The sequence below is a fragment of the Lichenicola cladoniae genome (assembly GCF_013201075.1).
Classification (GTDB): domain Bacteria; phylum Pseudomonadota; class Alphaproteobacteria; order Acetobacterales; family Acetobacteraceae; genus Lichenicola; species Lichenicola cladoniae.
In genome coordinates this window covers 72,333-84,132 of record NZ_CP053710.1, presented here as the reverse complement: position 1 = coordinate 84,132, position 11,800 = coordinate 72,333, and the positions used below count along the sequence as shown (strand labels likewise).

The following is an 11,800-nucleotide window of genomic DNA, read 5'->3' as shown; positions in this document are numbered from 1 at the left end:
AAAGCATTAGTACTAAGAGGAGGCAGCGTCACCGAAGTCCGTATGCTGGAAACTTATCGAGTTTTTCTCCTGACCGGTATTAGTGCGCATAGTGTTAATTTTCACTGAGAGCTGACCCGGCGTTTTCATTGAGAAGTGACCCGGCCAAGGGTATTTCTGTCGCACTGCTGGTGCGGGTCAAGCCGATGTTTTGGTTCTCCTGGTTTTGGGTTCGGTCGAACTGCTTCTGAACCTGAAGCTGTCGTTCCCGGTTTCCAGGATGTGGCAGTGGTGGGTGAGCCGGTCGAGCAGCGCGGTCGTCATCTTGGTATCGCCGAACACCTGGCCCCACTCGCTAAAGCTCAGGTTGGTGGTAATGACGACGCTGGTCTGCTCGTAGAGCTTGCTGAGCAGGTGAAATAACAGCGCGCCGCCCGACGAACTGAACGGCAGGTAGCCAAGTTCGTCCAGGATGACGAGGTCGAGACGGATCAGATGGTCGGCGAGGTGTCCGGCCTTGTTGGCGGCTTTCTCCTGTTCCAGCGTGTTGACCAGGTCCACGGTGGAAAAGAACCTGACCTTCTTGCGGCTTTGTTCGATGGCCTGGACGCCCAGTGCCGTGGCGAGGTGGCTCTTTCCGGTGCCGGGCCCGCCGATGAGCACGACGTTGTCGGCCCGGTCGGTGAACTCGCCTCGGTGCAGTTGCCTCACCGTGGCCTCGTTGACCTCGCTGGCGGCGAAGTCGAAGCTGGCCAGGTCCTTGTAGGCCGGAAACCGTGCTGCCTTGGTGTGATAGGCGATGGAGCGTACCTCGCGCTCGGCCATCTCGGCCTTAAGCAGCTGCGACATGGTGGGGACGGCCGCCTCGAACGCAGGGCCGCCTTGCTCGGCCAGTTCTCCCACCGCCTGAGCCATGCCGAACATCTTGAGCCCGCGCAGCATGACCACGAGGGCGGCGCTGGCGGGATCATGACGCATGGCGCAGCTCCCGGTCCCGCAGCGCGTCGTAGCGCTCGATATCGGCCTTGGGCTCCTGTCGCAGCACGAGAGCCTGCGGTGCGTTGATGGCGGCAGTTGCGCCATGGCCGTCCGTCAGGCGGTGGAGGATGTTGAGGACATGGGTCTTAGTGGCGACACCGTCCTCGAGAGCCAGTTCCACCGCGCACAACACCGCCTGCTCATCGTGTTGCAGTACCAGGGCAAGGACGTCCACCATCTCCCGATCGCCCCCTGGCCGCCGCAGCAGTGCGGTCTGGAGTGTGCGAAACGCTTCCGGCATTTCGGCAAAGGGCGCGCCATTGCGCAGAGCCCCCGGCTTGCGCTGGATCACCGCCAGGTAATGCCGCCAGTCGTAGACGGTGCGGCGGGGGACATCGTGCGAGCGTTCGACGATGCGGACGTGCTCGCATAAGACCTGCCCCTCGGCTACCACGATCAGGCGATCGGGATAGACCCGCAGGCTGACCGGCCGGTTGGCAAACGAGGCGGGCACGCTGTAGCGGTTGGCCTCGAAATGCAGCAGGCAGGTCGGCGACACCCGTTTGGGGTGCTCGACAAAGCCATCGAACGCCCGGCCCACCGGCATCAGGCTCGCCCGCTCCTCGGCGTGAACGTCAGCGACGCTGCCCGGCAGCACCCCGTGCACGAGCTCGCCCCAGCGCTCGATGCAGCGCGTCTCGAGCCACGCGTTGAGTTCTGGCAGGTCGGCAAAGGACGGCACGGCCTGCCAGAGCTGCCGCCGCGCATCCTGTACGTTTTTCTCGACCTGACCTTTCTCCCAGCCCGAGGCTGGGCTGCAGAACGTGGGCTCGAACAGGTAATGGCTGGCCATGGCGGCAAAGCGTGCGTTGACCTGCCGCGCCTTGCCCACCCCGATCCGGTCCACGGCGGTTCGCATGTTGTCGAAGATGCCCCGGCGCGGAACCCCGCCCAGCACCCGGAACGCCTCGGCCAGGGCGTCGAACAGCATCTCGTGCGTCTGTAGCCTGTAGGCCCTGACCACGAAGGCCCGGCTATGCGCGAGCTTGGTGTGCGCGGCCTGCAGCTTGACCCGTTTGCCGGCGATCGTTGCCCAGTCCTCGCTCCAGTCGAACTGGAAAGCATCTCCCGGAGAGAAAACCAGCGGCACGAACACTCCGCGCCCGGTAGTGCGCTGCGCGACCATGCGCTCCGCTCGCCAATGCCGGGCAAAAGCGGCAACCCGTGCGTAGGAGCCGTCATAACCCAGCACGACGAGGTCCGCGTGCAACCGGCGAGCGGTCCGGCGCGACTTGCGCCCTTTGCCTGCCTCCACCGCCAGCCATCCCGACAGCTTGTCTGCGAACGGGTCCAGCCGGCTCGGGCGCTCCGGCACCTTGAACCTGACTTCGACCGCGTCCGAACGCAGGTATTTGCGGATCGTGTTCCGCGACAACCCCGTCCGCCTCTCAATGTCTCGGATCGAAATCTGATCCCTGTGACGCCAACGGCGGATCACACTCAACAACTCCATGTCGATCACTCCAATAACCCCAACCATTCGGCAAGGGATGTGAACAGACACGGGTCAAATCTCAGCGAAAACTCAGGCCCTACCCGGGGCAGATCTCAATGCAAATCAACAGCCATGATCGCCAAGGCGCACCTGCTTCGTCATGAGATGGAAGTCGTTCATGTAACAGAGGGTGTCCTGGATCCTGAGATGTTCGAACCGCACGAGCGTTTGGCTTGGTCGATGACCGAGGGTCTTCTTGGAGCGGCTGCGTGATGGTCGCCAGTCGCCGGGATCTCCTCAAAGCCGGTGCGATGTCGGCTTTAGTCGGAGTGGCAGCCGTCGCCCTGACGGCGCCCGCCGGTGCGGACGAGACCACCCTCACCGCTATTCATGCCGAGCTGGTCGAAATCGACGTAGCTCAGGATCGACTTCGCGATGTTGCAGACACGTATCCGAATGGAAGTGCTGAACGAGAGGCGCTGTGGGAGGAGGTCTATGTCTACACCCATCGCTATCACGAGCTGATCGCGCAAGCAGCCGCACTCCGCCCGACCACGAATGCCGGCATGGTGATGAAGGCTCGGATCGCCATGCACAGCCTCAGAAACGAGTCAGACACAGAGTGCGCACAACATGTCGTTTGGTCGTTGCTGCGGGATTTTGTGGGTGAAGAAACCCCGTTCCTTGGAGTGCGACAGTCATGACCGCCAAGACAGGAAAAGGCAGCAAGAGTGCCGGCGAGGCGGCGGGCTGGAAGTTTGTGCGGATTCCGACGTAAGCCGCCCACCCATTCCGATCTGATGGCGCTCGGCATTCCGATTTGATGTCGCCCACCGTTCCGATCTCAAGCCGCCCACCATTCCGATGATCCCGCCCACCATGAGGGTAGGAGTGGGCAAGCGGAGATGGATTGTCTCGCGGGTCAGCAATGACCTGGTCTCCAGTGCCGCCATCGCAATCGATGGAGGGATGGATGCCGACACAGAGGCTGTCCATGCGGCGGATACGACATTTACTAACGATGCATTTTGGAGCCGGCGCCAGCGCCCGTTTGATCGCACGCGAGCTGGGCATCTCGCCCAGCACGGTGCGCGAGTACCTCGGCCGAGCCATCGCGGCCGGGATCACCTGGCCATTGGATGTGGACGCGACGGACGAGATCCTGATGGCGCGCCTGTTCGTCAACGGTGGTGTCCGGCTTGGAGCACGCTACCACGCTGAACCCGACTGGGCGGTGCTGGTACGCGAGTTCAAGCGCCCGGGCGTCAACCTGGTGATCCTTTGGGAGGAATACAGAGCAACCCATCCTGAGGGTTATGCCTACAGTCGGTTCTGCGAGCTGTTCCGGGATTTTGAAAGGCGTTTGTCGCCGACAATGCGCCAGCAGCACGTGGCCGGGCACAAGGCGTTTGTCGACTACTCTGGCAAGCGGGTGCCGATCGCCGATCCGGTAACCGGCGAAGTGCGAATGGCGGAGATTTTCGTCGCCGTGCTTGGCGCCTCCAGTCTGACCTATGCCGAAGCAACCTGGTCGCAGGCACTACCTGATTGGGTAGGCGCGCACGTGCGGATGTTCCGCTACTTCGGTGCGGTTCCGCGCCTGCTGGTGCCGGACAACCTCAAGAGCGGCGTCAACAAGGCCTCGTTCTACGATCCCGAGATCAACCGCAGCTATGCCGCGATGGCGGCGCACTACGGGGTCGGCGTCCTGCCAGCACGGCCGCGGCGCCCACGCGACAAGGCCGCCGTCGAGGCGGGCGTGCGGTTCGCGCAGTCCTACATCGTCGGCCGCTTGCGTAACGTCACGTTCTTTTCCCTGGGCGAGTGCAATGCTGCGATCGCTGTCGCCCTCGAGCGGATGAACAATCGAGAGATGCGACGCCTGGGCGTCAGCCGCCGCCAGCTGTTCGAGACGATCGAGCGGCACGCCATGCAGCCCCTGCCGCAAGACGATTACGAGTATGCCGACTGGCACCTCGCCCGCGTCGGCATCGACTACCACGTCGAGGTGCAGAGCTTTTTCTACTCGGTGCCGCATGCGCTGATCCGCGAGCAGGTCGACACCCGTGCCACGGCCCGCACGATCGAGGTGTTCCATCGCGGCAAGCGGGTCGCAGCGCACGTCCGGCGTTATGGCGGACCGCGGCACGGCACCCAACCCGAGCACATGCCAAGCGCACATCGGCGCTACGCCGAGTGGACGCCCGAACGTCTGCAGCGCCAGGCCCGCGGCATCGGGCCGAACACCGAGGCGCTGATCATCGCCGTGCTCGCCCGCCGACCGCATCCCGAGCAGGGGTTTCGGACCTGCCTGGGTGTCCTGCGACTGTTTCGCGGCCTGGATGCAGTCCGGGTCGAGGCGGCCAGCCTGCGCGCCGTGGAGATCGGCGCCCTGGCCTATGCCTCTGTCGCCTCGATCCTCAAGCATCGCCTCGACCGACCCACGTCGCCGCAAGCCACGGACGAGACGCCACTGCTGCACGACAACATCCGTGGCTCCAGCTACTACCATTAGGAGATCGATCTTGCTGAATCACCCAACGCTCGACCTGCTCACTGATCTTGGACTGCATGGCATGGCCAAGGGATTCCGCGACATGGCGGACAATCCGGAGGCAGCCGCACTCAATCAGGCGGAGTGGCTCGCCATCCTGCTGGAGCGTGAGGTCACGCTGCGCCAGCAGAAACGGTTCGAGAGCCGGGCCAAGAACGCCAAGCTGCGCCACCAGGCTGCGATCGAGGATGTCGACTACCGGACCCCGCGCGGGCTCGACCGCACGATGTTCCTGGCACTCGCCGGGTGCGACTGGATCCGGCAGCGCCGCCATTGCCTGCTGACGGGCCCAGCGGGTATCGGCAAGTCGTGGCTGGCCTGCGCGCTCGGCCAGAAGGCCTGTCGGGAGAACCTGTCAGTGCTCTACCAGCGCGTGCCACGGCTGTTTGCCGCCCTGGCGCTGGCACGCAACGACGGCCGCTACGCCAAACTGCTGCACCAACTCGCCAGGGTCGACCTGCTAATCCTCGACGACTGGGGACCAGAACCGCTGACACCGGAGCAGCAACGCGATCTGCTGGAAATCCTCGAGGACCGCTACGACGCCGGTTCGGTCATCATCACCAGCCAGGTGCCGATCGACCGCTGGTACGAGATCGTCGGCAATCCGACGCTGGCTGATGCGATCCTGGACCGCATCGTGCACAACGCGCACCGGATCGAGCTCAAGGGCGAAAGCATGCGCAAGAAACGAGCAACTGCTTGACCCCACCCGCACCCCTATGACATGAGCGAAATCGACCCGCGAGACAACACCATCCTGGGCACCATCAGATCGGAATGATGGGCGGCATCAAATCGGAACGGTGCGCAATACATGCTCGGAATACCCGAGCGGCATCGTCGGAATCCGCAAGTTTGCGCCAATTGCCCACATTGGCGAGAGACCAACTACCATCAATGGCCACACGACCTACCATCGCGTTCGATATGAAGGACACCGGGGCACGGTCGCGATTCCACCCACCGGGTCAGGAATCGAACCGAGACAGCTCGGCGGCGCTGGGCGCGCCGTGGCTTGGGCAGTGGAACAACTGGGCCAGATCGCCAAGCAACCAGACGAAGCGTCAACTGGCATGGACGACGTGAGGCTGCTGCTGGTGGCGGCACTTGCCAGCGGAGATATGCAGCGGTCCGGATGAGACCCCCGCACGACGGGATGTGGAATTGCTGTCGATCTGTCGCGACGTGATCGGGGCTGACAATGCGGAGGCTTTTGTCCGCCGGATCGAATATGTCGGATTCGACCGTGACCAATACCAAAAGCGCGCGCGCTGCCTATCTGAGGCCTTGAAGGCGAAGCGCGATGCGGTCGTGACGTTGGCCGAGCTCCACGCGACTACTTGGGAGGGCTTGCTGCAGAAGGCCAGGGCGGCGCTCGCAGCCAAGAACTGCATCATGACCGCCAGCATGGAGGTGGAATTGCTTAGGTCGCTCGCGGTCGACCTGATTCACCTCGTCCCGACGCTGATCGATACGAATGGCCGGTCTATCGTGGCGTTTGGCGATGACGCCGAGGGCGTGTCGTGAGCGGCCTTGTTGAGGCTGTGCGTGATCCGATCGATCGGCCGTCGCCGGCGGTGGCAGACATTCTCCGGAAGATGGTTCCCGAAACAGCCACCTCGTGGTTGCGATGCGACGAGCAAATGCGCGATGGCATGCCCTTCCCCGTCGCCGCCTACCTGTATCATCGCGAGGTCGGCAGCGGGCAACGGGAAGCACAAGACGACGTCGCCGTGATGATCACCGGCACCGCGCTTGCCCCATCATGGGCTCAAGCAGGCTTCGTCGCCCGACAGGCCAGAGTAGCCGCCAATCTGTGGCTGCAGAAGCAGGAGACGGCCCGTGCGCGGCGAAAGCGCAGCCGGCAGGTCGACAAGGTCATGCGGCGCCTACTGCGCCACTGGCCGGCCGTGTTCACCGATCCGGTGCCCCTGGCAATCGGCGTCACCGTGCAAATCCGGGCCGGCATGGGAAAGGGCGTCACCACCACCGCGATCAGGCGCGCCGTTCATCGGTGGGTGACGTCGGTCGGCTACCTCAGCGCCTTGGCCGGCGGCGAGGAACGCAGGAACCTCGATGGCAGTCCGGCAGGTGTTCCGTCTCAGGAGCATCGCCAGCGGGCACGGCAACAGCTGGGCACGATGTGTGCTCAGGTGCCGTCATGAGCTCGCATCGCACCTTCACCGCCGAAGAGGACCGCCTTATCCTGGATGGTCGGGCTGCCGGCTTATCGTGGGACGATATCGGCTCGCGGATCGGTACCACCGCGAAGTCCTGCCAGTATCACGTCGCCCGATGCCTGGGAGTGCCCGATCCGAAGCCGGTACAGGTGGGACGAAGCCAGCCGCGGGATCCACCACCAGCAGCTGAGGGTCGTGGTCCGCTCCGACCCGGTGACCCACTGACCTGGGGGGCGATTACGGATGGGACCGTGCTGGAAGGTTTTTCTTACCGATGAGTAGAGAATGCGCCCTCCCCGCCTTTACCTCAGACGAACTGCTCAAGGTAGCGATCGAGCTTCGCCGCCATGCCGCCCGGCATGCCCAGACTGAAACGGAGATGACCCACTTCCTTGACCGCGCAGACGAGATCCTGGCTGAGGCTCGGGCTATGGTCGAGCGCAGGCGTAGCAAACGTACAGCGGCGATGACCTGAAAGCATGACCCACGACAAGCGCGCCCTGCCCCAGGGTTTCCGAACGGCGCCACCAGGCCTGCTGTCGCCGGCACAGCTGCTCGATGTGGCAAGAGTCCTCACCCGCTTTGCTGATGCAGCCAGAGCCCGAGGGGAGCCAATCATGGGAGAGAAGTTCCGGCGCCGGGCCCACGAGTTGCGCACCAAAGGCAGGCGGGGAATACCTGGATGAGCGCGCGAGACTGGGGATTGACGTTAAACGCTGACCTTCCGAGCGGTCTGTTTAACCGCAAAGCCCTGGGACGGTCACTCAAGCTTGACGCCACCTACCGAGCTGCACTCGCAATCGGAGCGGCGCGCTGCTCGGGTTGCAACGGCCGACATCTTGTCTAGGCTAAGGTCAGCTAAGAGAACTGGAGTAACAAGATGGGTGAACCTAATGATCAGCCGATCTATTTTCTTCATATCCCTAAGACAGCAGGAACATCAGTCAGGCACTGGCTGACAAGGCATGTGCCGGAAGGTGCTCTATGCTCCGCACAGTTATGGGATCAGCTTGTTCAACTCGATCGGCGTGATCTAGCTTCCTTCAAGGTATTTACCGGACACTTTGGGATCGATCTCGATCGATATCTCGAGACAGATTTACGCACAATAACTGTTTTACGCGATCCCGTGCAACGAACGCTGTCGCATTACCTCCATGTTCACCGAGACACCGCCCATCCCAGCCACTGGCGTGTTAGCCAACAATCGTTCGACGTCTTTGTTCAGGACCAACAAAATTGGCCAATGATCGAGAACTTCCAGGCACGGTACCTAGTGCCCTCTGGGTTTAACATGTGGCACTTCTCGAATCGGCTCGATCTGTCACCGGAGAAGCAATATAAGCTGTCTACGACGTCGGAGGACATGCGGTATTTATTTGATAAGATCTACGTTCGTGAGCAGGCGCTGGCCGCTTTAGACCGTATAGATGTCCTAGGCACGACGAGTAGTATTTCAGCATTTATGAAACAAGTTGAACACACATTCTCTTTCGCCTCAACATCCGCCGACGAAATTCCCCGTGAAAATGTTGCTACCTACAATCAAGCGGTTGAAAGATTTACCCAATCCTCACTTGATCTGATTGCCGAGCTCACGGTGATTGATCATTTAATCTATGAAACCGCCTGTGCTCGTCAGTTGGCCACTCAAATCCCCCATCGTCTTTCGTGAGATTAGTTGTAGCTTTACCCTAATTTGACAACCTTATTCTCAGTAAACTAGTTGTGCAGCGGCTGCTGGAAACGGAAGTTGAGAACGGCTCTTGTTAGCTTCTGCTGCTCAAATAACACATCTGCCGCGTGAACGGATTGTGGAGTATAATTTTCATTTAATGCATTGGGCTAAATATGCTGGTCAGTAGAAAATATGCCACGCCTTATTTCCCACTCTGATCCAGACGCGCCTCGATCTTTACTATTTAGTCGATAATAATGTTAAGAGAAGTTCTATTCCGCTCCATCTTGTTTGGTCCCGCGAGCCACTACGACTAGCGCCCCATCCGGCAATGGTCGCTGTAGCACCAGCGCAACCGGTGCTGGCGCTGTCATCCACGCGTCGATTTCGCCCTGGGTCGTTAGGATCACCGGCATCGCTTTGGGATGGTAGGTACCGACCAGCACATTCGGCTCTGTGGTCAAGAAGGCGAACAGGTCGTTGGTGGTCTCGCCCTCCTTTACACTCCGCACCGAGGTCCAGCGGGTCCAAATGCCCGCGAAGCAGGCGAGCGGCCTGGTCTCATTCCGCGCGAACCAGATCGGCGGCTTTGTTCCGTCCGGTAGGGCCTCGTGCTCAGAGAAGCTGGTGAACGGCACCACGCACCGGCTCTCGATCCCAACCAGCGCCGCCAGTGGGGGGACGTCGTGTTGCGCACGTTGGTCACGCCAGGGTCGGTTTTCCGGCCCTTCAGTGCAAAGGCTGGCGACGGCATACCCCAGCGCGCCAGGGTCAACTCCCGACCGGCGGGCGTGTTGCGAACGATCGGCGCCGCGTAGTCGGGGAAGACGCCTGGCATTGAAGGCAGGTTACCGGTGCTGTCGAACATCGCCCTGGTCAGGTCGCGGATCGCCTGCTGACCCTTGGTGATCGAATACAGATTGCACATGGCGGTGTCCTTGTAGAGCACCGATTGCAAAGGCCGCGGCTACAGGTAAGTTTCGAGGGCAGCCCCTACCCTGCCTACACGCTGGTCTGAGCGCCTATTTAGCTTGGCTGCTCACCCATCCGCCATCGAGCGAATGTCTCAAGCTTGGCCATGGCTTCATCAAGGCTGTAGCCACCGGCGACTGGCTCCCCGTCAAGGAAGCCGTCCCACACACGCCACGGCGTCTTGGCGACCCGCAGCACCCCTACCGTAGTCCGAGCGACTGCCTCACGGGCCTTCTGCAGCCAGGCAATGCGCATGGGCAAGCGGAGCAGCATTTGCCGTCCATCCTCGATTATCCCACGCGAGCGCCATCTCATGGAGACGATTCGACGCTAAACGACCGTCGGCGGCAAGAGTCCTCGACTCTTTTTAAGAGATCCGCTGGATCCGCACTCGCGCGAGACCCTGCTTCTGCATCCCGAGATGCCGTGCAGCGCCTAGGCTGAGGTCGAGCGCCCGGCCGCGGCGACCTACGCGATCGGTCACCAGCACCAGCGCATTCCGGTGGTTCTCCAAGTTCGTCACACGGACCGTGGTGCCCAGGGGTAGCGTCCGACTGGCTGCAGTCATCGCCAAAGGATCGAACCGTTTTCCGTTCGCCATTCGATGCCCTCGTTGGCGCCAACCGTAGAAGCTGGCTGTGTTGTTAGTAGCGAGGCGATGACTGTGGTGGTTCGCATGTAACTGACGATGCCGATGACCATGCGCCTGTGCTGCTGTAGCGCCTACAATTAGAAGAATGCAGGAGATGGTGAAGCTTTGGAGAGATGAGGGCATGCCTGTCATCTGGGACAGATACAGACAAATGCAAATCATTTATACGACAGCATTCGTTACTCCAGTTTGGGAATAACGACCCCGCACTCCGGGAGACACTACTGGCCACGATGCCAATTGGATATCACTCTAGTTTATAGAGTAGTCATTGGTTTGGCTTCGGCACTCTTCCTGCGGTCTGAGCCATGAGGTCACGGATTTCCATCAGGAGCAATTCACTTGGAGTTGGCTCTGCCACCGCGGTCTTTGCAGCTTGGGTCACGTGCATCCGAGTTAACAGTTTTACCACCCAGAAGATCACCAGCCCAACGATAAGGAATTGGATCACAGCGTTGAGAAAGATGCCAACATTGACCGTTGGCACCCCGGCCTTTTGCGCTTCTACCAGCGTCTTGTAATGCTCACCTTTAAGGGTGAAGAAGATGTCCGAGAAGTCGATGTTGCCTACGAGCAAGCCGATCAACGGTGTGAAGATATCCTTGACTAAACTCTGCACGATAGTGGTAAGCGATGCGCCGATGATGATTCCGACTGCCAAATCGACTACATTGCCCCGCATGATAAAAGCGCGAAATTCGCCTATCCAGCCGGGCGTGTGTAGTGCTGTAACCTTTAAGGCCATGTCATGCTCCAGTGTGCTGCTCTACAGGCGTCTTCCGATACGCCTTACTGAGACGATGACGCCAAAACTGGACAAACGCAAAGGATGTTGGCTTGGTCAGAGCACGAAGTTATCTAACTGCGTTGTCGCTTGAAGCAAGGAAACGCTGGAGCCGTAGGCTTGCCGGCTGTTACGTCTGTATCGTTTGAATAGGTGGACGACGACGTAAACAGCTGATGTCCTACTAGGCACGCGCAGTTGCATTACTTCCGCGCGCGGGAGGGATAACAGCTCAAAGCTTTGGGAGCGATAATAACACCTTATCGAGCATTCGCTGTGATTTCCTGGCCTTAGAGGCATCTGATTATGGCGGCGCAGCGCAAAGTCGATCGTTTAGAAGCTTTAGTCCCTGTCCCCACCGTGGACGCGAACGCAGCGGCAAAGGGCGTTGGTGCATGGATCGTCTACTGGGTTTGGATCACCCTATCCGCGGTTGATTTCAGGATGCCCGAACCGAAACAGGCCTACGAGGCGTTGATGCGTGGATAGTACAGGTGACGTGATGTGGTTTGCCCGGCTACGTGA

Annotated in this window: 12 protein-coding genes and 1 pseudogene; 7 read left to right on the top strand and 6 right to left on the bottom strand. The window is 60.7% G+C overall.

Features of this window, described 5'->3' with window-relative positions; genetic code table 11:
- Positions 1-177 precede the first annotated feature (177 nt).
- A complete protein-coding gene (istB, locus tag HN018_RS24540; protein WP_171837288.1) occupies positions 178-957 on the bottom strand; it encodes an IS21-like element helper ATPase IstB in 780 nt (259 codons plus the stop codon).
- On the bottom strand, positions 947-2,470 hold the full coding sequence (istA, locus tag HN018_RS24535; protein ID WP_171837289.1) for an IS21 family transposase: 1,524 nt from the start codon (positions 2,468-2,470) through the stop codon (positions 947-949). The genes istB (HN018_RS24540) and istA (HN018_RS24535) overlap by 11 nt, the downstream gene beginning before the upstream one ends.
- Before the next feature lie 114 nt (positions 2,471-2,584).
- On the opposite strand from istA (HN018_RS24535), the gene HN018_RS24530 reads away from it, so the two are divergent.
- The 6 genes from HN018_RS24530 (at position 2,585) to HN018_RS24505 (ending at position 7,174) form a co-directional block, all read left to right on the top strand.
- Entirely contained in the window at positions 2,585-2,725 is a 141-nt protein-coding gene (locus HN018_RS24530; protein WP_172443565.1) for a hypothetical protein, read from the top strand.
- Positions 2,722-3,156: a hypothetical protein gene (locus HN018_RS24525; protein WP_172443564.1), complete on the top strand. Its 435-nt coding sequence runs from the start codon at positions 2,722-2,724 to the stop codon at positions 3,154-3,156. The genes HN018_RS24530 and HN018_RS24525 overlap by 4 nt, the downstream gene beginning before the upstream one ends.
- Before the next feature lie 290 nt (positions 3,157-3,446).
- Positions 3,447-4,967, top strand: coding sequence for an IS21 family transposase (gene istA, locus HN018_RS24520; RefSeq protein WP_172443514.1), 1,521 nt, complete (start codon positions 3,447-3,449; stop codon positions 4,965-4,967).
- A 10-nt stretch (positions 4,968-4,977) separates the two neighbouring features.
- Entirely contained in the window at positions 4,978-5,712 is a 735-nt protein-coding gene (istB, locus tag HN018_RS24515) for an IS21-like element helper ATPase IstB (RefSeq protein ID WP_171837778.1), read from the top strand.
- Positions 5,713-6,167: 455 nt separating this feature from the next.
- Positions 6,168-6,536, top strand: a complete 369-nt coding sequence (locus HN018_RS24510; RefSeq protein WP_171836559.1) for a hypothetical protein — start codon at positions 6,168-6,170, stop codon at positions 6,534-6,536.
- A gap of 128 nt (positions 6,537-6,664) precedes the next feature.
- On the top strand, positions 6,665-7,174 hold the full coding sequence (locus HN018_RS24505) for a ProQ/FinO family protein (protein ID WP_171836560.1): 510 nt from the start codon (positions 6,665-6,667) through the stop codon (positions 7,172-7,174).
- 322 nt (positions 7,175-7,496) lie between these two features.
- On the opposite strand, the gene HN018_RS24500 is transcribed toward HN018_RS24505, so the two are convergent.
- Positions 7,497-7,682: a hypothetical protein gene (locus tag HN018_RS24500; RefSeq protein WP_171836561.1), complete on the bottom strand. Its 186-nt coding sequence runs from the start codon at positions 7,680-7,682 to the stop codon at positions 7,497-7,499.
- 387 nt (positions 7,683-8,069) lie between these two features.
- On the opposite strand from HN018_RS24500, the gene HN018_RS24495 reads away from it, so the two are divergent.
- Positions 8,070-8,864 (top strand): sulfotransferase family protein, encoded by a 795-nt coding sequence (locus HN018_RS24495; protein WP_171836562.1) that lies wholly within the window; start codon positions 8,070-8,072, stop codon positions 8,862-8,864.
- Between the two features lie 275 nt (positions 8,865-9,139).
- Here HN018_RS24495 and HN018_RS24490 read toward each other — a convergent pair.
- The 3 genes and pseudogenes from HN018_RS24490 to mscL form a co-directional block, all read right to left on the bottom strand.
- Positions 9,140-9,795, bottom strand: a pseudogene (locus HN018_RS24490) (SOS response-associated peptidase).
- Between the two features lie 411 nt (positions 9,796-10,206).
- Positions 10,207-10,440 carry a septal ring lytic transglycosylase RlpA family protein gene (locus HN018_RS29580; protein ID WP_171836563.1) on the bottom strand — a complete coding sequence of 78 codons (234 nt, stop codon included), beginning with the start codon at positions 10,438-10,440 and terminating at the stop codon, positions 10,207-10,209.
- A 319-nt stretch (positions 10,441-10,759) separates the two neighbouring features.
- Positions 10,760-11,236: a large conductance mechanosensitive channel protein MscL gene (gene mscL, locus HN018_RS24480; RefSeq protein WP_171836564.1), complete on the bottom strand. Its 477-nt coding sequence runs from the start codon at positions 11,234-11,236 to the stop codon at positions 10,760-10,762.
- Positions 11,237-11,800: the final 564 nt, after the last annotated feature.